The organism is Hydrogenophaga sp. LT287 (assembly GCF_055702805.1).
In genome coordinates this window covers 1-22,697 of sequence record NZ_JBVPZC010000002.1, presented here as the reverse complement: position 1 = coordinate 22,697, position 22,697 = coordinate 1, and the positions used below count along the sequence as shown (strand labels likewise).

The window sequence follows — 22,697 nt, the reverse complement described above, 5'->3', positions numbered from 1 at the left end:
GTATCAGATCGAGGTGTTTTCAATGAGCAGGGCAATGCCCTGGCCGCCGCCTACGCAGGCGCTGGAAATGCCGTAGCGCAGACCGCTGCGCTGCAGTTCGCGCGCCAGCGTGAGCGTGAGGCGCACGCCGGTGGCGGCCAGCGGGTGGCCCAGGGCAATGGCGCCGCCGTTGACGTTGAGTTTGCTGAGGTCCAGGCCCAGTTCGCGGCCCACGGCCAGCGTTTGCGCACCCTGGGCTTCGTTGATCTCGAAGCGGCCAATGTCGGCCAGGGTCAGGCCGGTGCGCTCCAGCAGCAGGCGAATGGCTGGTGCCGGGCCGATGCCCATGATCTCGGGCGGCACGCCCACGGCGGCGCAGGCCACCACGCGGGCCAGCGGCTGCTTGCCGTGCGTTTTGGCGTAGGCACCCGACGCCACCACGCAGGCCGCAGCCGCGTCCACCAGCGCCGAGCTGTTGCCGCCGGTCTGCACGCCATCTTCAAACACCGCGCGCAGCTTGGCCAGCACGTCTTTGGGCGAGATGCGAGGGTGCGTGTCGGTGGCCACTTCGGTGAGCTTGCCTTGCAGCTTGATGCCGCGCGCCTTGTAGCCCGCCAGCTCGAATTTCTCGGTGATCACCGGGACGATCTCGCCCGCCAAAAAGCCGCTTTCCTGCGCGGCTACGGCCTTGGCAAACGAGTCGGAGGCGAACTGGTCGACCTCGTCGCGGGTGATGCTGTACTTCTTGGCCAGGTTCTCGGCGGTCTGGATCATGTTGATGCCAGCGGCCGGGTCTTTCAGCGCTTCCCACATGTAGTCTTTGAAGCCCACCGGCGAGCCCAGCTTGAAGCCGGTGCGGTGGTCAAACGCGGCAATGGGGTTGCGCGTCATGCTTTCGGTGCCCACCACCAGCGCGGCGTCGCAGGCGCCGCCCTGGATGTGTTCGCCGGCCTGGCGAAACAACTCGAAGCCGGTGCCACAAATGCGCTGCGCCATGATGGCCGGCACTTCGACCGGGACGCCGGCGTACAGCCCGATGTGGCGCGGCAGAAAGAACTGGTCAAAGTCGCCCGGCGCCATGTTGCCGGTGACCACCGATCCGATGTCGCTGCCCGGCACGCCCGCCCGCTTGAGCGCTTCGCGCGCCGCTTTGATGCCCAGGTCGGTGGGCGAAATGTGGCCCAGCGCCCCGCAGTAATCCACCATGGGGGTGCGCACGCCGTCCAGGATGTGGACGTCGTGGAACGCGTTGAAAAAGCCTTTGGTTGTCATGGTGTGTGCTTTCAGACCGTGGGTTTCAAGATGTAGCGGAGCTCGTCGGTATGCAGGCGCTGCACCGTATCGGCCCTGTGCGTCAACACGGCCCGCTGGTTGATCGAGCCTTTGTCGGTGATCTCGCCGCGGTCGATGGTGGGCGGGTCGGCCAGCAGGCACATGCGGGCGATGCGGTTGGCGCTGCCGGTGGCGGCGCTGGCCAGGTCGTTCACCACGGTCTGAAAGTGCGCCAGCACCGCGGGGTGGTCCAGCACCTCGTGCAGCGACACGTCAGCGGCCAAGCCGCTCAGGTTGCGCACCGCCGCGGTGGGGAACACCATGGCGCCCACTTCTTTCAGGTTGATGCCGGTGAGCACCACGTCCTGAATGAACGGCGCGCCGGCGGCAATGATCTTGGCGCGCAGCGGGCCCACACTCACAAACGTGCCCGTGGCGAGCTTGAAGTCCTCGGCAATGCGGCCGTCAAATTTCAGGCCTTGGTGGATGTCGGTCTCGTCGATCCACTTCACCGCGTCGCCGGTCTTGAAGAAGCCTTCTTCGTCAAACGCGTCGGCGGTCTCGGCGCTCTGGCGCCAGTAGCCGGGTGTGATGTTGGGGCCCTTGTAGCGCACCTCGGTTTTGCCGTCGGTGTCCACCAGCTTCAGCTCCATGCCGGGCGTGGGCAGGCCCAGGTCGCCGGCTTTCACGTTGGGGCTGGTGACGAAAATGCCGAACGGGCCCGACTCCGTCATGCCCAGGCCAGTGCCCATGACGATGCGCTCGCCGATCTCTTGCTCGGCGCTGTCAAACAGGCTGTCCCACACCGGCTGGGCCAGCGCGGCGCCGGCGTAGAAAAACATCTTCACGCGCGACAGCAGCGTCTTGCGCAGCAGGCGCCCCTCGTCGGTGGGCGCCTTCATGGCATGGGCTATGGCTTCAAACCCGGTGGGCACGTTGAAGTACACCGTGGGCGCGATCTCCCGCAGGTTGCGCAGCGTTTCGGCCATCAAGGCGGGCGTGGGTTTGCCGTCGTCAATGTAGAGCGTGCCGCCGTGGTAGACCACCATGCCAAAGTTGTGGTTGCCGCCGAAGGTGTGGTTCCAGGGCAGCCAGTCCACCAGCACCAACGGTTCTTCGGCCAGCACCGGCATGGACTCGGCCATTTGCTGCTGGTTGGCGCACCACAGGCGCTGGGTGTTGATCACGGCTTTGGGCATCTTGGTCGAGCCCGAGGTGAACAGGAACTTCGCGATCGTGTCGGGGCCGGTGGCCGCCATGGCGGCGTCTACCGCCGGCGTGGGCTCGGTGGCCAGCAGCGCGGCAAACGAGGTGGTGGCGCGGCCTGGCACGGTGCCTTCGGTGCAGACCAGTTCCACGTCGTCGCCCAAGGTGGCCAGCATGGCGCGGGCGTAGCGGTTGGCGTCGCTGGCAAATACCAGGCCGGGCGTGAGCGTCTTCACCACATGGTGGAGCTTGTCAAAGTCCTGGCTGATGAGCGAGTAGGGCGGTGACGTGGGGCAATAGGCCACGCCCGCATACAGGCAGCCCAGCGCCAGCAGTGCGTGCTCCAGGTCGTTTTCGCTCAAGATCAGCACTGGGCGCTCAGCGCTCAGGCCGCGGTCCAGCAAGCCCTGGCCAATGCGCCGCGCCGCGTCCATCGCCTGCGCGAAGCTGATGTGGCGCCAGTCACCGGTGCTGCCGTCGGCGTTCTTCACGCGGCGGGCAAACAGGGTCTGGTCGGGCCGTTCTTTCGCCCAGTGCACCAGCCGATCGGTCAGGCGCTCGGGGTAGGGCGGCAGCGCGTTGTCTGCACGCAGGTAATGCACGCCGGTTTCCCCGTCGCGCAGCACAGCGCGGGTGACACCGAAGGTGAGGGGGCGGTATTTCGCGACGGTCATGTCTTGTCTCCGTGTTCTTGTCTGTCTGGCGCGGAAGGTCCGGCGCGCGTGTCTCAACTCAGGGATGCCGAGGAACCGGCTTTGCCGGGCCTCTGGCATCGGCCCCCTTTCAGGGGGATGACGCCGCAGGCGGCGCAGGGGGTTACTTGGAAACTTTTGCCGCCTTGCCTTCCAGGAAAGCCCGCACGCGGGCTTTCGCTTCGGGCGCGCTCTGGGCAATGGAGGCCATCAGCGCTTCGGTAAACAGGCCGTGGTCGCTGGGCTGCTCGGCAATGCGCGGCAAGGCGTGCATCAGCGCGTAATTGGTCAGCGGTGCGTTGCTGGCGATGCGGGTGGCCAGCTCAATCGCTTTGTCCAGCGCGGTGCCGGTGGGCACCAGGTACTGCGCCAGGCCAATGCGTTCGCCGTCGGCGGCGTTGTAAACGCGGCCGGTGAACATCATGTCGGCCATGCGGGCCGTACCAATCAGCTTGGGCACGCGCACCGAGCCGCCGCCGCCCACGAAGATGCCGCGGGTGCCTTCGGGCAGCGCGTAGAAGGTGGACTCGTCCGCCACGCGGATGTGGCAGGCGCTGGCCAACTCCAGGCCGCCACCCACCACGGCGCCATGCAACGCGGCCACCACCGGCACAGTGCCTTTTTCCACGCAGTCCAGCGCCGCGTGCCACATGCGCGAGTGCAACACGCCTTCACCGGCATCGCGCTCGCTCAGTTCGGACAGGTCCAGCCCGGCGCAAAAATGGTCGCCGTTGCCGTTGACCACGGCGGCCCGCACGCTCTTGGGCAGGTTCTGAAACACGTCCCGAATGGCCAGGATCAGGCCGTCGTTGAGGGCGTTGCGTTTGGTGGCGCGGTTGAGCGTGATCACGGCCACTTCGGCGTGTTCGCCACGCAGGCTCAGGCTCAGGTCGGGGTTGTTGGTGGTCATGGTGTTGCGGTTAAATCGGGCTTGTTGAGTCTCTGCATTATTGTTATAAACAATAACCAAATCAAGTTGCCGACCCCATTTTTCGCACCCGTATTTACCCTTAGAACGGAGACCCCATGGACCACAAAAACCTGATTGCCATCGACATCCACACCCATGCCGAGGTGAGCTGCCGCAACCCGTTTGACAACTATGGCGAGGAGTACGACCGCGCCGCTGACAAATTTTTTGGCAGCAACCGCCGCCCCACCATCGCCGAGACCGTCGCCTACTACCGCGAGCGAAAAATGGGTCTGGTGATGTTCACCGTGGACAGCGAAAGCCAGCTGGGCCGCCGCCGCATTCCCAACGAAGAAATTGCCCAGGCCGCGAGGGAAAACAGCGACATGATGGTGGCCTTTGCCAGCATCGACCCCCACAAAGGCAAGATGGGCGCACGCGAGGCCGAGCGCCTCATCCAAGAGGAAGGCGTGAAAGGCTTCAAGTTTCACCCCACGGTGCAGGGCTACCACCCTTACGACAAGATGGCTTGGCCCATTTACGAGGTGATCAACGCACACAAATTGCCCGCCATTTTTCACACCGGGCACAGCGGTATTGGCAGCGGCATGCGCTGCGGCGGCGGCCTGCGGCTGGAATACAGCAACCCCATGCACCTGGACGACGTGGCGATTGATTTCCCTGACATGCAGATCGTGATGGCGCACCCCAGCTTCCCCTGGCAGGACGAGGCGCTGAGCGTGGCCACGCACAAGCCCAACGTGTGGATTGATCTGAGCGGCTGGAGCCCGAAGTACTTCCCCAAGCAACTCGTGCAGTACGCCAACACGCTGCTGAAAGACCGCGTCCTGTTTGGCAGCGACTACCCGTTGATCACGCCCGAGCGCTGGATGAAAGACTTCGAAGTGGCCGGCTTCAAGCCCGAGGTGATGCCCGGCATTCTGAAGGGCAACGCCGTGCGCCTGCTGGGTTTGGCCGACTGAGCGGCAGAGCGGCTGCGCCGTGCGGTCGGCGGCGGTGGCTTGGATACAGAAAGTTATGGATCACCCTGATTTGGAGGCGAATCAGGCAAAAAGTCCATTTTTCTGTATACATTGCAGGCCCATGAACACCGCCGCAGCCGAATGGCCCGAAGCCCCAGGAACGCCCTTTGCCGCCAGCGGCGAGAGCGTGCAGGTGCGGGCGCTGTTGCAGTTGCGCGAGCTGATCCTGTCGGGCGAGCTGCCCGGTGGCACCCGCATTGCCGAGTTGGCCATCGTCGAGCGGCTGGGGGTGTCACGCACCCCGGTGCGGGCGGCGCTGCTGCGGCTGGAGCAAGAGGGGTTGCTGCAAGCCTTGCCCAGCGGCGGCTACAGCGTGCAGTTGTTCACCGAGCGCGACATTGCCGACGGTATTGAACTGCGCGGCACGCTGGAAGGTTTGCTGGCCCGGCTGGCGGCCGAGCGGGGCGCGCCAGCGGCGCTGCTGACGCAGGCCCGCCAGTGCCTGGCGCATATTGATGTGGCGCTGGCCACACCCACGCTGGACGACGAAAAGTTTTCCAGCTACGTGGCACTCAACAGCCGTTTTCATGGGCTGCTGTACGAGATGGCTGCCAGCCCCACCATTGCCCGCCAGCTGGAGCGCGCCGCCAGCCTGCCTTTTGCTTCGCCCTCCGGGTTTGTGGTGCTGCAGTCGCATTCTTCGCGCGCACGCGACATGCTGGTGGTGGCGCAAGACCAGCACCGCCAGGTGCTCGACGCCATTGAACAGCGCGAGGGTGCGCGGGCCGAGTCCATCATGCGCGAGCACTCGCGCCTGGCCCGCCGCAACCTCGCTGAAGTGCTGGCAGGCCACGCGCCCGAGCGGGTGCCGGCGTGTATGCCGTCTTTCAAGTTGATTCGCCGCCGCCCGTGAGGGCGGTCCCATCATTCGGTCAGGCGTCTTCACACGCCTTGTTTATTTCACCCGCGTTTTTTACAGGAGACAACCATGAAATTCATCCCCCGTCGAACCGCACTGGCCGCCCTGGGTGCCGTTGCCACCACCTTGCTGGCCGGGCCCGTGGCCGCGCAGCAGGTGGTAACCCTGCGTCTGCACCAGATGCTGCCGCCGCAAGCCACCATTCCAGCCAAAGCGCTGATTCCGTGGGCGCAAAAGGTAGAGGCCGAGTCCGGCGGCAAGATCAAGGTGCAGCTGTTCCACGCCATGGCGTTGGGCGGCGCGCCACCGCAGCTGTTTGACCAGGCCCGCGACGGCGTGGTGGACCTGACCTGGACCGTGCTGGGTTACACCCCGGGCCGCTTCAACAAGGCCGAAGTGTTTGAACTGCCGTTCATGAGCGGCTCGGCCGAGCAGTCGTCCCAGGCGTTTCAGGAATACGTCGAAAAGTTTGCTGCCGACGAATTTCGCTCGGTCAAGCTGATTGCTGTGCACACGCATGGCCCCGGACTGTTCCACACCAAAACCCCCGTGACCGGGCTGGAGAGCCTGCGCGGCATGAAAGTGCGCGGCGGTTCGCGCATCATCAACAACATGCTGACCAAGTTGGGGGCCACGCCCGTGGGCATGCCGGTGCCCGCCGTGACCGAAGCGCTGTCCAAAGGCGTGATCGACGGCACCACCATTCCGTGGGAAGTGACGCCAGCCCTGAAGGTGAGCGAGCTGGTGAAAAACCACACCACCTTTGCCGGTGACCGCGGGCTCTACACCCAGACGTTCGCGTTTTCCATGAACAGAGCTTCTTACGACAAGCTGCCGGCCGACCTGAAGAAGGTCATCGACAACAACTCGGGCATTCCTGCCGCAGCCATGTTTGGCCGCGCCATGGACGAGGGCGACAAGGCCGGCCGTGCCATTGCCGAGAAGGCAGGCAACAACATCGTGGCGCTGGACGTTGCCGAGACGCAGCGCTGGCGCCGCACGGCGGCCACCGTTGAAACCGACTGGATCAACGAAGTGAAGGCCAAGAACATCGACGGTGCCAAGCTGGCTGCCGAAGCCCGCGCGCTGATCGCCAAGTACAGCAAATAAGCCTGTGGTGCTGCGGCCATGGTTCACCATGGCTCTGGCGGGGTTGTCCGGCGCATGCCGGGCAACCCTTTTTTGTTGCCGTCTCAGACGGGGTGTGGGCTGGCGCGAACACCGTGGCGTTCCCAGGTGTGGTGCGCGTGGCCCTTGCAAGGGGTCACAGCCTTATGCTGAATATCGATGGTTCGATTTGAGGCATGCTTTTTTGATATAGCTGAAAGACACCCTCGGGTCTGGTTGCGGTGTACAAAAAGGCGCACATTGCAAGGCCGCATTGGAGCACCGCGTGGCGTTTGCCGCCGCCCGATCCGTCGAAGCACAACATATTTCGATAAGTGAAACTGGTTTTACGATAAGAAATTGTCGGCTATAGTCTCGGGCTCGCTGCAAGGCGCACGATGGCCCGGCAAAAAGCTGGGTGACAATCTCACCCCCGACGCCCATCCACCACAAGGACCCGTTGATGATTGACTGGATATACAGGTTAGCCAAATGGACCGCGATTGCCGGCGGTGTCATGTTGAGCGCCTTGACGCTCATGGTGGTGGCCAGTGTGGCCGGGCGCGCTTTGATTGGCGTGGGTCTGGGGCCTGTGCCGGGCGACTTTGAGCTGGTCGAGGTGGGTGTGGGTATTGCCATCTTTTTCTTCATGCCCTGGTGCTACCTGCGCGGCGGCCATGCCACGGTGGACCTGCTCTATATGCACATACCGCGCTGGGCGCAAAAGGCGATCGACACCCTCAGCGACGTCTTGATGCTGCTGGTCTGGCTCATGCTGACCTGGAAGCTCTGGGACGGCCTGGTGGAAAAGAAGGAATACATGGAAACCACCTTCATTTTGCAGATGCCGGTGTGGTGGGCCTATGCCCTGTGCTTCGTGGGTGCGGTGATTGGCTGCGCTTGCTACATCGCCAAAACCCTGACCCAGCTGGGTCTGGCGTCCGAGCCCAAGGGCTGGACCACCGAATCCAACGCGGGACACTGAACATGAGCAACGTCGAACTCGCCCTCTGGTCTTTCCCGGTCCTGCTGTTCCTGATCTTCATCCGCATTCCGATTGGCTTGTCTATGCTGGTGTGCGGCCTGGCGGGCGCCTGGGTGGTGTACGGCTCGTACGTGCCCATCCTGAACCAGCTCAAGCAGGTCACCTACAGCACCTTTTCCAGCTACTCCCTGTCGGTCATTCCGTTGTTTCTGCTCATGGGTCAGTTTGCGGCGCTGGGCGGCTTGTCCCAAGCCCTGTTCAAGGCGGCTGAAGCCTGGATTGGTCACCGCAAAGGTGGCGTGGCCATGGCCGCGGTGGGCGCCTGCGCTGGCTTTGGTGCCATTTGCGGCTCGTCGCTGGCCACAGCAGCCACCATGGGCCAGGTGGCCCTGCCCGAGCTCAAGCGGGCCGGTTACGCCGGCGGCATTTCCACCGCCGCGCTGGCCGCTGGTGGCACGCTGGGTATTCTGATTCCGCCGTCGGTGGTGCTGGTGATCTATGCGATCTTGACCGAGCAAAACATCGCCAAGCTGTTCCTGGCCGCGTTTGTGCCCGGCATTCTGGCCGCCATCGGTTACATGATCGTGATCGCCGTGTATGCCCGGGTGAAGCCCAACGAAGTGGGTTCCATGGCCCCCATGCCCATGAAAGACCGCTGGATTGCCACGGCCAAGGTGTGGCCGGTCATGCTGATCTTCATTGCGGTGGTGGGCGGTATTTACACCGGCTTGTTCACGCCCACCGAGGGCGCGGCCATTGGCGCGTTTGGGACCGGCCTGGCGGCCTGGTTCAGCGGCGGCCTGAATCGAAAGACCTTGATGGGGGCCATTTTGGGCACCGCGGTGGCCACCGGCATGATTTTCATGATCGTGCTGGGCGCCGGCGTTTACAACACCTTCCTGGCGCTGTCACAGCTGCCGCAAGAGGCTGCGCAAATGGTGGCCGGCTCGGGCCTGAACCCCTGGGTGGTGCTGGTGTGTGTGCTGCTGCTCTACGTGGTGCTGGGTTGTTTTATGGACTCGCTGTCCATGATCCTGCTGACCATTCCGGTGTTTTTCCCCATCGTGTCGGTGCTCGACTTTGGCCTGCCACCCGAAGAGTTCGCCATCTGGTTCGGCATTCTGGTGCTGATCGTGGTCGAGGTGGGGCTGATCACGCCGCCGGTGGGCATGAACCTGTTTGTCATCAACTCGATGGCCCGCGACACCCCCATCACCCAGACCTACCGGGCCATCATGCCGTTCGTGGCCAGCGACTTCATTCGCACCGCGATTCTGGTGGCGTTCCCCGGCATCACGCTGTTTGTGTTGCGGCTGTAGGATTCTGCGGCGCGCTGCGCGTTGTGAACAACCAGAGGGGCTTGCGCTGCGGTGCAAGCCCTTTTGCTTGGGTTGGCCTGTTGCCATGCAGGCACCGTGCGCCCTTCTGATCCGCTCCGCTGCCCACCTCACCCCGCCGACGTAGAACCACACCCATGCTCGATATCCTGGCCATCACCGGTCCGATTTACCTGTGCATCGCGGCCGGCTTCGCCAGCGTGCGCTGGGGCCTGTTCAGCAAAGCCGACATGCGCGTGTTCGGCAAATTCGTGATCCAGATTGCCTTGCCGGCCCTGTTGTTCAACGCGCTGGCTTCGCGCCCGCTGGGTGAGGTGCTGCACTGGGGCTATCTGCTGGCGTTCACCGGCGGTTCGCTTGTGCTGATGTTGGGCGCCTTGCTGTATGCCTGGCGCGTCCAGGGCCGCGGTCTGACCGAGAGCGCCTATGTGGCCATGGGCATGACCTGTTCCAACAGCGGTTATGTGGGCTACCCCGTGATGCTGCTGACCTTCGGGCCGCTGGCCGGCGTGATCCTGGCGCTCAACCTGATCGTTGAAAACATCATCAAGCTGCCCCTGTTGTTCACGTTGGCCGATGCGGGTGCGGCCCGCGAAGGACAGGGCCGGCTGACGCTGTGGCAGGCCTTGCGCGAGACGGCGGGGCGCCTGGTGCGCAACCCGATGATCGTGGCGATTTTTGCTGGCTTCGCTGTGGCCCTCACCGGGTGGCAGCTGCCGTCGGTGCTGCAGCGCACGGTGACCCTGTTCTCGGCCGCCAGTGGCGGGCTGGCGCTGTTCATCATTGGCGGCACGCTGGTGGGGCTGGAGGTGAAGGGCTTGCGCCGCCAGGTGTCGCTCATTGCGGTGGGCAAGCTGCTGCTGCACCCCTTGGCGGTGTGGGTGGCGGTGCTGCTGCTGCCGCTGCTGGGCCTGCCGGCGGTGCAGGGCGATCTGCGCGCGGCGGTGGTGTTGTCGGCAGCCATGCCCATGCTGGGGATCTATTCGCTGCTGGCCCAGCGCCACGGCTTCGAGGGCTTTACCGCAGCGGCCTTGTTGGCGGCCACTGGCGCCTCGTTCTTCACGCTCAGTGCCATCCTGTGGCTCATGCGGCACAGCGCTGGCTGGCTGACCTGAAGGTGGCCGCTTTCGGACGGCCAAATGGGCCAGGCGTGTTCAGCGCGAGGCGTTCAGCGTGTCCAGCGTGTGCTGGATCAGCGCCAGCGTGGTCTGCTGCGTGAGCGTGGCCGGGCGCTGCGAGCTCGTGGCCAGGCACAGGCGGGTGCGCAAGGGCGGATCGGTGGCGCGCATCTGGTAGCTGGACGGCCGAATCGAGCTGGCCACCGCGTTGCGCGAGAGCAGGGCGGCGCCGGCGCCGTCGGTCACCAGGTCCAGAATGGCCGACACGCCGTCAATCTCCAGTGCCACGATGGGTCGGCAGCCGATGTTGGCCATCTCGGTTTCCACGTGCATGCGCACGGCGTTGGGCCGGCTCGGAATCACCAGCGGCAGCGCGGCCACATCGCGCAGCGCCATGGGGCCGGGTGGCGGGTCTTCGGGCAGGCCCGGCGGTCTGGGCTGTATCAACACCAACTCCTCGTCCTGCAGTGGGGTAATGTCGATTTCAGGCGCCGGCTGCGCGTTGTACAGCACGGCAATGTCCAGCCGCCCGGTGGTCAGCCATTCCTGCATGGTCACCGACAGGCCTTCGCTGATGGAAATGCTGGCCTCGGGCAACTGGGCGCGAAAGGCCCGCGTGAGCGGCACCGTGAGCACCCGCGCCAGGCTGGGCGGCAGGCCAATGGCCACGCGCCCCGCCAGCGCGCCGCGCACCCGGCCCAGCTCTTCGCGGGCGCGCTCCACCTGGTGCAAAATGCCGCGCCCGTGTTCCAGCAACAGCTTGCCCGCTTCGGTGGGCGTGGCGCCCCGGCCGTTGCGCACCAACAGGTTTTGCCGCAGCTCCACTTCCAGCAGCCGCACCTGGCGCGACAACGCGGGCTGCGCCACGTCCAGCGCCATGGCGGCGCGGGTGAAGCTGCCCAGCTCGGCCACGCGCACAAAATATTCCAGCTGTTTGAGGTCCATGGCAGGGGTGACGGTTATATCAAAATGGAATGACTAATAGTATGGTATTCCACTTGTGATTTGGCTGATGATCGCGACAATCGGGTCCATGACCACACCCCACCTGCCTGGTTCTGCGCCGATTCGCGGCATTTCTTCCATGGCCACCCGCCAGGTGCTGGCCGAGCTGGTGTCCGCGTTTGAGCAGCGCAGCGGCGCCTCGGTGGCGATCGAGTCGGTGGGGGGCGTGGACGCGGCCAAGCGCGTGATGGCCGACGAGCCTTTTGACCTGGTGGTGCTGGCTTCTGATGCCCTGCACAAGCTGGCTGCGGCGGGCAAGTTGCTGCCAGGCAGTGTGGTGGACCTGGTGCATTCGGGTGTGGCCGTGGCCGTCAAAGCCGGCGCCGCTGAGCCCGATATCGGTTCGGAAGACACCGTGCGCCAGGCGGTGCGGGGCGCTCGCACCATTAGCTATTCCACCGGCCCCAGTGGGGTAGCGCTGGCCGCCTTGTTTGAGCGCTGGGGCTTGACCGACGCGTTGCGCGACCGCATTGTGCAGGCCCCACCCGGCGTGCCCGTGGGGACGCTGGTGGCACGCGGTGACGTGGAGCTGGGCTTTCAGCAACTCAGCGAACTGCTGCATGTGCAGGGCATCACCTTGCTGGGGCCGCTGCCGCCCGAGATCCAGATCACCACCATCTTTTCAGCCGGCGTGTGCGCTGCTGCGGCCCAGCCCGACGCGGCCCGCGCCTTGATCGCGTTCATGGCCTCCAGCGAAGCCGCCGACGCCAAGCGGCGCCAAGGCATGGAACCCGCCTGATTTTTCTTGTTGACCCTTCACAACCCACACCCATGAGCCAACAAAAACCCCTCATCATCGACTGCCACGGCCACTACACCACCGCCCCCAAGGCGCTGGAGAACTGGCGCAACGCGCAGATCGCCGGTATCAAAGACCCAGCCATGATGCCCAAGGTGAGTGATCTGAAAATCAGTGACGACGAACTGCGCGAGTCCATCGAGACCAACCAGCTCAAGCTGATGAAAGAGCGCGGCTCGGACATCACCATATTCAGCCCGCGCGCCAGCTTCATGGCCCACCACATTGGCGACTTCAACATCAGCTCCACCTGGGCCGCCATTTGCAACGAGCTCTGCTACCGTGTGAGCCAGCTGTTCCCAGACCACTTCATTCCCGCCGCCATGCTGCCGCAGAGCCCGGGCGTGGACCCGGCCACCTGCATCCCCGAGTTAGAGCGCTGCGTCAAGGAATACGGCAACGTGGGCATCAACCTGAACCCCGATCCGTCGGGTGGCCACTGGACCAGCCCGCCGCTGTCCGACCGCGCCTGGTACCCCATCTACGAGAAGATGGTCGAGTACGACATTCCGGCCATGGTGCATGTGAGCACCAGCTGCAACGCCTGCTTTCACACCACCGGCGCCCACTACCTGAACGCCGACACCACGGCCTTCATGCAGTGCCTGACCAGCGATCTGTTCACCGATTTCCCCACCCTGAAATTCATCATTCCGCACGGCGGCGGCGCGGTGCCTTACCACTGGGGTCGTTTCCGGGGCCTGGCGCAGGAGCTCAAGAAGCCGCTGCTGAAAGACCACCTGCTCAACAACATCTTTTTTGACACCTGCGTCTACCACCAGCCGGGCATCGACCTGCTGACCAAGGTGATCCCGGTGGACAACATCCTGTTCGCCTCGGAAATGATCGGCGCAGTGCGCGGCATCGACCCCGAGACCGGCTATTACTTCGACGACACCAAACGCTACATCGAGGCGAGCACCATCGTTGTGGGTTATGACCGCTACAAGGTGTACGAAGGCAACGCGCGGCGCGTGTTCCCGCGCCTGGACGCCGCGCTCAACGCGAAGGGTCTCTGACTTTCTCCTTCCCCTTCTGGGGGAAGGCAGGGATGGGGGCAGGCGCACCGCGAGCCCCCACCCAACCCTCCCCCAGAGGGGGAGGGCCTCAAACAAACCCAGGAGAAAAGACCATGTACGAACTCGGCGTTGTTTACCGCAACATCACCCGTGCCGACCGCGCAGCCGCCGACGGCCTGGCCGCCTTGGGCTCGGCCACCGTGCACGAAGCCATGGGCCGAGTGGGCCTGCTCAAACCCTACATGCGGCCCATCCAGACCGGTGTACAGGTCTCGGGCACGGCCATCACCGTGTTGCTGCAGCCTGGTGACAACTGGATGATGCACGTCGCGGCCGAGCAGATTCAGCCCGGCGACATCGTGGTCGCCACGGTCACGGCCGATTGCACCGACGGTTACTTTGGTGACCTGCTGGCCACCAGCTTCCAGGCGCGTGGCGCTCGCGGCCTGATCATCGACGCCGGCGTGCGCGACGTGAAGACGCTCAAGGAAATGAACTTCCCGGTGTGGAGCAAGTGCATCAGCAGCAAGGGCACCATCAAGGCCACGCTGGGTTCGGTGAACATCCCCATCGTCTGTGCCGGCATGCTGGTGAGCCCCGGCGACGTGATCGTGGCCGACGACGACGGCGTGGTCTGTGTGCCGGCCGCACGTGCGGCGGACACGCTGGCCGCCGCCATCAAGCGCGAGAGCTTCGAGGGCGAGAAGCGCGACAAGCTGGCCTCGGGCGTGCTGGGGCTGGACATGTACAAGATGCGCGAGCCGCTGGCCGCAGCAGGGCTGAAATACATCGACTGAACGCCATACCATCCGTTCGCCCTGAGCCTGTCGAAGGCCTGTATGCCGATCATCCTGAGCTTGTCGAAGGACAGGCTCAGCCCGAACGGAGGTTTGTCACACTGAAAGCAGAGATCAAACATGAGCAAACCCACTTCCGGTGACTTCACCAAAACCGCGGGCTGGATGGACTGGTACACCGGCCCTTCCAAACCCCGCTTTCAGCTGCCCGCCGGCGCGGTGGACGCGCACTGCCACGTGTTCGGCCCGGGGGCCGAGTTTCCCTACGCACCCGAGCGCAAGTACACGCCATGCGACGCGAGCAAGCACGAGCTGTACGCGCTGCGCGACCACCTGGGTTTTGCCCGCAACGTGATCGTGCAGGCCACTTGCCACGGTGCCGACAACCGCGCCATGGTGGACGCTTGCGTGTCCAGTGGCGGCAAGGCGCGTGGCGTGGCCACGGTCAAGCGCTCGGTGACCGATGACGAACTGCAGGCCATGCACGCCGCCGGTGTGCGCGGCGTGCGCTTCAATTTTGTCAAGCGCCTGGTCGACTTCACGCCCAAGGACGAGCTGATGGAGATCGCCGGCCGCATCGCGAAGCTGGGCTGGCACGTGGTGATCTACTTCGAGGCGGTGGACCTGCCCGAGCTGTGGGACTTTTTCACCGCCCTGCCCACCACCGTGGTGGTGGACCATATGGGCCGGCCCGATGTGTCGCTGCCGGTGGACGGCCCGCAGTTCGCGCTGTTTGAAAAGTTCATGCGCGAGCACACCAATGTGTGGAGCAAGGTGAGCTGCCCCGAGCGTCTGTCGGTCACCGGCCCCAAGGCGCTGAGCGGCGAGCAGAACGCTTACACCGACGTGATCCCGTTTGCGAAACGCATCGTCGAGCAGTTCCCCGACCGCGTGCTCTGGGGCACTGACTGGCCGCACCCCAACCTCAAGGACCACATGCCCGATGACGGCCTGCTGGTCGATTTCATCCCGCACATCGCGCCCACGGCCGAGCTTCAGCAGAAGCTGCTGGTGGACAACCCGATGCGTCTCTACTGGCCTGAGGAGGTTTGAACATGTCTCTCGATAAACCCTACCTGGACGTGCCGGGCACGATCATTTTTGATGCCGAGCAAAGCCGCAAGGGCTACTGGCTCAACCAGTTCTGCATGTCGCTCATGAAGGCCGAGAACCGCGAGCGTTTCAAGGCCGACCAGCGCGCCTACCTCGACGAATGGCCGATGACCGAAGAGCAGAAACAGGCCGTGCTGGCGCGCGACCTCAACTGGTGCATGCGCACCGGCGGCAACATTTACTTCCTGGCCAAGATCGGCGCCACCGACGGCCTGAGCTTCCAGCAAATGGCCGGCTCCATGACCGGCATGACCGAAGCCGAGTACCGCAACATGATGGTCAGCGGCGGCCGTTCCGTGGAAGGCAACCGATACGTCGGTGAGGACGGCGACGCGCAAGAGAAAAACCAGCCCCAGGGCGCCGCAGGCAAGAAAGGCAACTGACATGGCACGCATCACCGCATCCGTTTTCACCTCCCATGTGCCCGCCATCGGCGCGGCCCTGGACCTGCACAAAACCCAGGAGGACTACTGGAAGCCCGTGTTCGCGGGCTACGACTACTCCAAGCAGTGGATGAAGGACAACAAGCCCGACGTCATCTTCCTCGTCTACAACGACCACGCCACGGCCTTCAGCCTGGAGATGATTCCCACCTTTGCCATCGGCACGGCGGCCGAGTTCACGCCGGCCGACGAGGGCTGGGGCCCGCGCCCGGTGCCCAAGGTCATCGGCCACCCGGACCTGGCCTCGCACATCGCGCAGAGCGTGATCCAGCAGGACTTCGACCTCACCATCGTCAACAAGATGGACGTGGACCACGGCCTGACCGTGCCGCTGTCGCTGATGTGCGGCGAGCTCGATCCGGTCAAGGACGCCTGGCCCTGCCCGGTGATCCCGTTCGCGGTCAACGTGGTGCAGTACCCGGTGCCTTCGGGCAAGCGCTGCTTCATGCTCGGCCAGGCCATCCGCAAGGCGGTGGAAAGCTACGACGAAGACCTGAACGTGCACATCTGGGGCACGGGCGGCATGAGCCACCAGCTGCAGGGCGCGCGTGCAGGCCTGATCAACCGCGAGTGGGACAACGCCTGGCTTGACCAGATGATTGCCGACCCTGTGGCGTGTGCCAACACGCCGCACATCGACTACGTGCGCGAAGCCGGCAGCGAGGGCATTGAACTCGTGATGTGGCTGATCGCCCGCGGCGCGATGTCCGACATCGTGGACGGCAAGGTGCAGGGGCCTGCGCCCGTCGTCAAGCACCGCTTCTACCATGTGCCCGCCAGCAACACCGCCGTGGGCCACCTGATCCTCGAAAATCAATAAACCCGTTCGCCCTGAGCTTGTCGAAGGGCTCGTACCAACACCCGGGCCAGGCTTCGACAAGCTCAGCCCGAACGGAGCAGAAAGAAACAACCATGACCATCAAAGTAGCCCTCGCCGGCGCCGGCGCCTTCGGCATCAAACACCTGGACGGCATCAAAAACATCGACGGCGTTGAAGTCGTGTCGCTGATCAGCCGCGACCTGGAAAAGACCAAGGAAGTCGCCGACAAATACGGCATCGGCCACATCACCACCAAGCTGGAAGAGAGCCTGGCGATGAAGGAAGTCGACGCCGTGATCCTCTGCACCCCGACGCAGATGCACGCCGAGCAGACCCTGGCCTGCCTGAAGGCCGGCAAACACGTGCAAGTCGAGATCCCGCTGGCCGACAGCTTGAAGGGCGCCGAAGAAGTGGTGGCGCTGCAAAAGCAGACCGGCCTGGTGGCCATGTGCGGCCACACCCGCCGCTTCAACCCCAGCCACCAGTACGTGCACAACAAGATCAAAGCGGGTGAGTTCAACATCCAGCAGATGGATGTGCAGACCTTTTTCTTCCGCCGCACCAACACCAACGCGCTGGGCCAGGCCCGCAGCTGGACCGACCACCTGCTGTGGCACCACGCCGCGCACACCGTGGACCTGTTCGCCTACCAGTGCGGCAGCCCGATCGTGATGGCCAATGCGATCCAGGGTCCGATCCACCCGGTGCTGGGCATCGCCATGGACATGAGCATCCAGCTCAAGGCCGCCAACGGCGCCATCTGCACGCTGAGCCTGAGCTTCAACAACGACGGCCCGCTGGGCACCTTCTTCCGCTACATCGGCGACACCGCGACCTACATCGCGCGCTACGACGATCTGGTCACCGGCAAGGAAGAAAAGATTGACGTGTCCCAGGTGGCGGTGTCCATGAATGGCATCGAGCTGCAAGACCGCGAATTTTTCGCAGCCATCCAAGAGGGTCGCGAACCCAATTCCAGCGTCGCCCAGGTGTTCAACTGCTACCAGGTGCTGCATCAGCTGGAACAGCAACTCAACGCCGCGTGAAGTGCCTTTCCCCCTCTCCCTCTGGGAGAGGGTTGGGGTGAGGGCTCTGCGCACCCAATACCATCGGGTCAGCACCATCGCAGCACTGCGCTGAATGGTTCTGACCTTTTTTTGATGTGAGAACACCCACCATGCAACAACGCCAACTCGGCCCCTTCACCGTCTCAGCCATCGGCCTGGGCTGCATGAACATCTGCCACGCCTACGGCGCCCCAGTGTCTGAACAGCAGGCCGAGCGCGTGCTGCTCGCCGCGCTCGACGCGGGTGTGACGCACTTTGACACCGCCGCCCTTTACGGATTTGGCGCCAGCGAAACGCTGGTGGGCAAATACCTGGCCAAACACCGCGCCAGGTTCACCCTGGCCAGCAAATGCGGCATGCAGGGTGTGCCCAACGCCGACGGCGTGAAGGTGCGCGTGATCGACGGCCGGCCCGACACGATCAAGGCCACCTGCGAAGACGCCTTGAGGCGCCTGCAAACCGACGTGATCGACCTGTATTACCTGCACCGCTGGGACAAGCAGGTGCCCATTGAGGAAAGCGTGGGCGCACTGGGTGATCTGGTGCGCGCGGGCAAAATTCGCAGCATCGGCCTGTCTGAGGTGTCGGCCGCCACCTTGCGCAAGGCGCACGCCGAGCACCCCATTGCCGCGCTGCAAACCGAATACTCGCTGTGGACGCGCAACCCCGAGATTGCGGTGCTGCAGGCCTGCCGCGAGCTGGGTGTGAGCTTCGTCGCGTTCAGCCCGGTGGCGCGTGGTTTTCTGTGCGCGCCCATGGACGTGAGCACCTTTGACGCCAAAGACATCCGCCGCACCATGCCGCGGTTTACCCCAGAAAACCATGCGCGCAACATGGCGCTGCTGCCGGCTTACGGCGCGATCGCGGCCGAGGTGGGTTGCACCCCCTCGCAGCTGGCCATTGCCTGGCTGCTGCACCAGGGCGACGACATATTGCCCATCCCAGGCACCACGAGTGTGGAGCACCTGCTGGACGACTTGGGCGCCGCCAACGTGGCGCTCAGCGCCGACGTGCTGGCGCGCCTGGATGCGCTGATCAACCAGCACACCGTGCACGGCGACCGCTACAACGCCCAAGCCAACAGCGAGGTGGACACCGAGGTGTTTTGAGTCAGCAGGCGCTGAAACAAAACGACATAAACCGCAACCCCGCTGACACCCAGCGCGCGGTTGCCCGGCGCACCATGGTGGTCATGTTCAACAAGGTTCTGAAAGGACCACCGCCATGAAAACCTGGATCAAACGCAGCCTTATTGGCCTCACCGCCGCCACCGTCGTTTTGGGTGGCCTCACCGCCTGCGGCGGCCACCGCGACCACGCCCGGGGCTGGAGCGACGAGCGCATCACCGAGGTGCGCGGCAAGGCCATCGACAAGATCGGCAGCAAGCTCGAACTTAACGCCGAGCAAAAGCAAAAGCTGGGTGTGCTGGCCGACGAGATGATCGCTTCGCGCAAAGCCTTTCGGGGTGAAGGTGCCGACCCGCGCACGGAGCTGACCGCGCTGGTGGCGGGTGACAAGTTTGACCGCACCAAGGCCCAAGCCCTGCTGGACCAAAAACTGCAGGTGATGCAGGGCAACGCGCCCAAGATGCTCAGCGCCTTTGGCGACTTTTACGACAGCCTGAACCCCGAGCAACAAAAGCAGGTGCGCGAGCGCATGGAAAAACGCGGCCACGGCTGGTGGGGCCGGGGCTGAGCGTTTCAGCCTGAAAGCAGCTGCCATGTCGCCCGCTTTCGCACCCATTCACCACTTGGCACAGCAGAGTAGGGCCCACGCCCCGGCCCTGCTGGCTGGGGCTGAAGACCCCCACACCGAGCTGCTGGCCATGGTGTGGGGGCCACGCTTTGACCGGCAGCACGCGCTCGACCTGTGGGCGCGGCTGTCGCAACAACAACCCGCTGAAGCGCTGCCGGTGCTGCCGGCATTGCTTTCAGCCGCCGACCGTTTTGACGCCTTGGGTGCCCCGGTGCAGCACCGCCTGCGCCGCCTGATCGTGCGGCACCGCGCACGCTGCGACGTGTGAAAATGCCCCATGAACCGCATCCTGCTGATCGACGACGACGAGCAACTCGGCCCGCCGCTGGCCACCTATTTCCAGCGTTTTGAATTGCAGCTCACCCACGCCACACGCCCCAGCGAAGGCCTGGCGCTGCTGCGAAACCAACCGTTTGACGCGGCGATTCTGGACGTGATGTTGCCCGAAATGGACGGTTTTGAGCTCTGCCGCACCATCCGCAAAGACAGCGACATTCCCATCGTCATGCTCACCGCGCGCGGTGATGTGATGGACCGTGTGGTGGGGCTGGAACTGGGGGCTGACGACTACCTGCCCAAACCCTTTGAGCCCCGCGAACTGGTGGCGCGCCTGCAAACCGTGCTGCGCCGGCGCAAGCCCAGCGGCACGGCGCACGCGGTGAGCCTGAGCGCTGCGCCCACGTTGCGCTTTGACGGTCTGGACATTGACACGGCACGGCGCAGCGTCACCCGGGCGGGCGAGGTGGTGGAGCTCACCGGCACCGAATACGAGCTGCTGCTGGTGCTGGCGCGCGAGCCCGGCAAGGTGTTCAGCCGCGACGACATCCTGAACCAGCTTCGCGGCCACGAGGCCGACCTGTACACCCGGGCGGTGGACATTGTGGTGAGCCGTCTGCGCAAAAAACTGGAGCCGCTGGACTGCATCAAAACCCTGCGCAACGCGGGCTATTCGCTGGCGCTGCGCCGCCTGACCGCATGACCGACGTCCTGCCACCCAAAATTTCGCCGTGGCGGCGCGCCAGACACCGCATTGCGCATTCCATCAAGCTGCGCATGGTGCTGGTGTTTCTGCTGCTGGCTGCGGGCATGACCTTTGTGTTTTTCACGGGCGCGCAAAAAGCGTTTTCGGTGGGTTGGCGCGAAGCGGCGCGCCCGCTGCTTATGGACTACGTGGACCGCCTGGCGAGCGACATCACGGCTGATGGGCCGCCCAGCGTGGAGCGGGCCCTGGCCATTACCGAGCGCTTGCCGCTTACCGTGCAGATTGATGGCCCGCAGGTGCGCTGGGCTTCGCACCCTGGGCAACAGAAGCCCGAATGGCAGCGCGAGGGCAAGGGCAAGGGCAAGGGCAACGATAACGGCAACGTCGATGGTGATGCCCAGCGGTGGAACCGCGAAGACTGGGGCGGTGGCAAAGACTGGCCACGCATCTTGACGCGAACCACGGCCGACGGCCACACCATCGAATTCGGCATCAACGAAGACGTGTTTGAGCGCCGCCCGCGCCTCATTGGCTACGCGCTGGCAACGCTGCTCTTGCTCACGCTGCTGGCCTGGCTGTATGTGCGGCGCCTGCTCAGGCCTCTGGACGCCATTGGCGAGGGCGCGCGCCGCTTTGGCGCGGGTGACTTCAGCCAACCCATACCCGAGCGCTGCTGCAAGGCGCATGACGAGCTGGGTGAGCTGGCCCTCACCATCAACACCATGGGGCGCGACATTCACCGCATGCTGGAAGCCAAGCGCGCACTGCTGCTCGCCATCAGCCACGAGCTGCGCAGCCCGCTCACCCGCGCCCGGCTCAACACCGAGCTGCTGCCCGAAACATCAGACGTGAACCCGCAGCGCCAGGCCCTATTGCGCGACCTGCAAGAAATGGCCGGCCTCATCACCGACCTGCTGGAAAGCGAACGCCTGGCCGGCAACCACACCGCCCTGCAGCGCGAGCCGGTGGCGCTGGCCAGGCTGGCGCAAGAGGTGGTGGCCGAGGTGCTGGCGCGCCAACCTGTGCGCGCCGACGCCAGGCCCGAGATCACCCTGCACGCCGACCCCAGCCTGCCCCCGCTGCCCCTGGACCCGGCCCGCATGCGCCTGCTGCTGCGCAACTTGCTGGACAACGCGCTGCGCCACAGCGCTGGTGCGCCGCTGCCCCCCGAGCTGCACCTGCGCGCCGTGGGCCAGGGCCTGCAAATTGAAGTGCGCGACCACGGCCCGGGCGTGCCCGACGACCAGCTGCCGCACTTGGCCGAACCCTTCTTCCGCCCCGACACCGCGCGCACCCGCGCCCAGGGCGGTGTGGGTCTGGGGCTGTATTTGTGCAAGCTGGTGGCGCAGGCCCATGGCGGCACGTTGGCGGTGCGCAATGCGGCGCCCGGGCTGGCTGTAACGGTGACGCTGCCTGGCGCCTGACCGTGCGGTGCGCTTGACGCGCATCAGACCCTGGAGCGGCCCTTTGTGCCATCCTCTTGGCATGAACACACCCAAGCTCCCCGGCTTCGCCACCGCAGCCACCCGCTTCCTGTTTTTCACCGGCAAAGGCGGCGTCGGCAAAACCTCGTTGTCCACCGCCACCGCCATTGCGCTGGCCGACGGTGGCCAGCGCGTGCTGCTGGTCAGCACCGACGCCGCTTCTAACCTCGACGAAATGCTGGGTGTGCCGCTGTCCAACCACCCGGTGCCTGTGCCCGGTGTGCCGGGGCTGCAGATGCTCAACATCGACCCCGACACCGCCGCCGAGGCCTACCGCCAGCGCGTGCTGGCGCAGCTCGAAGCCAGCGCCAGCGACGAAGAGCGCCAGACCGTGCGCGAACAGCTCTCAGGTGCCTGCACCACCGAAATCGCCGCGTTCGACGAATTTGCCGCGCTGCTGGCGGGCGAGGGCATGGACGGTGGCTACGACCATGTGGTGTTTGACACCGCGCCCACCGGCCACACCCTGCGCCTTTTGAGTTTGCCCAAAGCCTGGACAGGCTTCCTCGCCGGCAACGACCGCGGCGCATCGTGCCTCGGCCCGCACTCTGTTGATTCATCAGTACAACTGAGCCAGTGATCACGTCGAATACTGAGCCACCGGGTTGATGGGTTTTTTGGCTATTCGGTTGTGGATAAGTCTATAGGGTCCGCTGGTTTTCGATCTCCTTTCTGAGTCTTTGGGCGTTGCTTTGGCAGTGCCGCGCCAGCGGCACTGGAATGCTTGAATCGCCAGCTCTCGTTGCCCGTCTCCACGATGTGGCAGTGGTGCGTGAGTCGGTCGAGCAAGGCGGTGGTCATCTTGGCGTCGCCAAAGACGCTGCTCCACTCCGAGAAGGTGAGGTTGGTGGTGATCACCACGCTCGTTCGCTCATAGAGTTTGGAGAGCAGGTGGAACAGCATCG

General features: G+C 64.6%; 23 protein-coding genes and 1 pseudogene. 19 read left to right on the top strand and 5 right to left on the bottom strand.

From position 1 onward, the window contains the following. Positions 1-3: 3 nt before the first annotated feature. The 3 genes from AC0GNR_RS01950 to AC0GNR_RS01940 all read right to left on the bottom strand — a co-directional run bounded on the left by AC0GNR_RS01950 (position 4) and on the right by AC0GNR_RS01940 (position 4,059). On the bottom strand, positions 4-1,251 hold the full coding sequence (locus AC0GNR_RS01950) for a thiolase family protein (RefSeq protein WP_472899330.1): 1,248 nt from the start codon (positions 1,249-1,251) through the stop codon (positions 4-6). An 11-nt stretch (positions 1,252-1,262) separates the two neighbouring features. Then, the gene (locus AC0GNR_RS01945; protein ID WP_472899329.1) at positions 1,263-3,131 is read right to left on the bottom strand and encodes a feruloyl-CoA synthase; all 1,869 of its coding nucleotides are present in this window, start codon (positions 3,129-3,131) and stop codon (positions 1,263-1,265) included. A 142-nt stretch (positions 3,132-3,273) separates the two neighbouring features. Continuing rightward, positions 3,274-4,059 carry a crotonase/enoyl-CoA hydratase family protein gene (locus AC0GNR_RS01940; protein WP_472899328.1) on the bottom strand — a complete coding sequence of 262 codons (786 nt, stop codon included), beginning with the start codon at positions 4,057-4,059 and terminating at the stop codon, positions 3,274-3,276. Between the two features lie 116 nt (positions 4,060-4,175). Here AC0GNR_RS01940 and AC0GNR_RS01935 point away from each other — a divergent pair, with 116 nt between their 5' ends. The 6 genes from AC0GNR_RS01935 to AC0GNR_RS01910 all read left to right on the top strand — a co-directional run bounded on the left by AC0GNR_RS01935 (position 4,176) and on the right by AC0GNR_RS01910 (position 10,505). After that, a complete protein-coding gene (locus tag AC0GNR_RS01935; RefSeq protein ID WP_472899327.1) occupies positions 4,176-5,042 on the top strand; it encodes an amidohydrolase family protein in 867 nt (288 codons plus the stop codon). A 121-nt stretch (positions 5,043-5,163) separates the two neighbouring features. Further along, positions 5,164-5,955, top strand: a complete 792-nt coding sequence (locus AC0GNR_RS01930; RefSeq protein ID WP_472899326.1) for a GntR family transcriptional regulator — start codon at positions 5,164-5,166, stop codon at positions 5,953-5,955. 75 nt (positions 5,956-6,030) lie between these two features. Further along, a complete protein-coding gene (locus AC0GNR_RS01925) occupies positions 6,031-7,071 on the top strand; it encodes a TRAP transporter substrate-binding protein (RefSeq protein ID WP_472899325.1) in 1,041 nt (346 codons plus the stop codon). Positions 7,072-7,531: 460 nt separating this feature from the next. Further along, complete coding sequence (locus AC0GNR_RS01920; RefSeq protein WP_472899324.1) at positions 7,532-8,053, top strand: TRAP transporter small permease; 522 nt, start codon at positions 7,532-7,534, stop codon at positions 8,051-8,053. A gap of 2 nt (positions 8,054-8,055) precedes the next feature. Continuing rightward, positions 8,056-9,372, top strand: coding sequence for a TRAP transporter large permease (locus AC0GNR_RS01915; RefSeq protein WP_472899323.1), 1,317 nt, complete (start codon positions 8,056-8,058; stop codon positions 9,370-9,372). A 155-nt stretch (positions 9,373-9,527) separates the two neighbouring features. After that, positions 9,528-10,505: an AEC family transporter gene (locus AC0GNR_RS01910; protein ID WP_472899322.1), complete on the top strand. Its 978-nt coding sequence runs from the start codon at positions 9,528-9,530 to the stop codon at positions 10,503-10,505. Between the two features lie 39 nt (positions 10,506-10,544). On the opposite strand, the gene AC0GNR_RS01905 is transcribed toward AC0GNR_RS01910, so the two are convergent. Next, the gene (locus AC0GNR_RS01905; protein ID WP_472899321.1) at positions 10,545-11,453 is read right to left on the bottom strand and encodes a LysR substrate-binding domain-containing protein; all 909 of its coding nucleotides are present in this window, start codon (positions 11,451-11,453) and stop codon (positions 10,545-10,547) included. A gap of 88 nt (positions 11,454-11,541) precedes the next feature. Between AC0GNR_RS01905 and AC0GNR_RS01900 the strand changes: the two genes are divergently transcribed. From AC0GNR_RS01900 to AC0GNR_RS01840, 13 genes and pseudogenes are all read left to right on the top strand, one after another. Continuing rightward, on the top strand, positions 11,542-12,252 hold the full coding sequence (locus AC0GNR_RS01900; protein ID WP_472899320.1) for a substrate-binding domain-containing protein: 711 nt from the start codon (positions 11,542-11,544) through the stop codon (positions 12,250-12,252). A 32-nt stretch (positions 12,253-12,284) separates the two neighbouring features. After that, a complete protein-coding gene (locus AC0GNR_RS01895) occupies positions 12,285-13,331 on the top strand; it encodes an amidohydrolase family protein (protein ID WP_472899319.1) in 1,047 nt (348 codons plus the stop codon). A 113-nt stretch (positions 13,332-13,444) separates the two neighbouring features. Beyond that, positions 13,445-14,128 carry a 4-carboxy-4-hydroxy-2-oxoadipate aldolase/oxaloacetate decarboxylase gene (gene ligK, locus AC0GNR_RS01890; protein ID WP_472899318.1) on the top strand — a complete coding sequence of 228 codons (684 nt, stop codon included), beginning with the start codon at positions 13,445-13,447 and terminating at the stop codon, positions 14,126-14,128. A 120-nt stretch (positions 14,129-14,248) separates the two neighbouring features. Continuing rightward, complete coding sequence (locus tag AC0GNR_RS01885) at positions 14,249-15,181, top strand: amidohydrolase family protein (protein ID WP_472899317.1); 933 nt, start codon at positions 14,249-14,251, stop codon at positions 15,179-15,181. Positions 15,182-15,183: 2 nt separating this feature from the next. Beyond that, the gene (gene ligA, locus AC0GNR_RS01880) at positions 15,184-15,624 is read left to right on the top strand and encodes a protocatechuate 4,5-dioxygenase subunit alpha (protein WP_472899316.1); all 441 of its coding nucleotides are present in this window, start codon (positions 15,184-15,186) and stop codon (positions 15,622-15,624) included. 1 nt (position 15,625) lies between these two features. After that, the gene (locus tag AC0GNR_RS01875; protein ID WP_472899315.1) at positions 15,626-16,504 is read left to right on the top strand and encodes a class III extradiol dioxygenase subunit beta; all 879 of its coding nucleotides are present in this window, start codon (positions 15,626-15,628) and stop codon (positions 16,502-16,504) included. 92 nt (positions 16,505-16,596) lie between these two features. Continuing rightward, the gene (locus AC0GNR_RS01870; RefSeq protein ID WP_472899314.1) at positions 16,597-17,550 is read left to right on the top strand and encodes a Gfo/Idh/MocA family oxidoreductase; all 954 of its coding nucleotides are present in this window, start codon (positions 16,597-16,599) and stop codon (positions 17,548-17,550) included. A gap of 131 nt (positions 17,551-17,681) precedes the next feature. Next, positions 17,682-18,680 (top strand): aldo/keto reductase, encoded by a 999-nt coding sequence (locus AC0GNR_RS01865; protein WP_472899313.1) that lies wholly within the window; start codon positions 17,682-17,684, stop codon positions 18,678-18,680. 115 nt (positions 18,681-18,795) lie between these two features. After that, a complete protein-coding gene (locus AC0GNR_RS01860) occupies positions 18,796-19,266 on the top strand; it encodes a Spy/CpxP family protein refolding chaperone (protein WP_472899312.1) in 471 nt (156 codons plus the stop codon). Positions 19,267-19,291: 25 nt separating this feature from the next. Next, on the top strand, positions 19,292-19,594 hold the full coding sequence (locus AC0GNR_RS01855; protein ID WP_472899311.1) for a hypothetical protein: 303 nt from the start codon (positions 19,292-19,294) through the stop codon (positions 19,592-19,594). A 9-nt stretch (positions 19,595-19,603) separates the two neighbouring features. Continuing rightward, complete coding sequence (locus AC0GNR_RS01850) at positions 19,604-20,305, top strand: response regulator transcription factor (protein WP_472899310.1); 702 nt, start codon at positions 19,604-19,606, stop codon at positions 20,303-20,305. Continuing rightward, complete coding sequence (locus AC0GNR_RS01845) at positions 20,302-21,732, top strand: HAMP domain-containing sensor histidine kinase (protein WP_472899309.1); 1,431 nt, start codon at positions 20,302-20,304, stop codon at positions 21,730-21,732. Before AC0GNR_RS01850 ends, AC0GNR_RS01845 begins: the two co-directional genes overlap by 4 nt. 61 nt (positions 21,733-21,793) lie before the next feature. Continuing rightward, positions 21,794-22,342 (top strand): annotated as a pseudogene (locus AC0GNR_RS01840) (TRC40/GET3/ArsA family transport-energizing ATPase); the annotation flags it as partial. A 71-nt stretch (positions 22,343-22,413) separates the two neighbouring features. Here the strand turns inward: AC0GNR_RS01840 and AC0GNR_RS01835 are convergent. Next, positions 22,414-22,697, bottom strand: a 284-nt coding sequence (locus AC0GNR_RS01835; RefSeq protein WP_472899308.1) for an ATP-binding protein, incomplete at its 5' end; no start/stop codon positions are given.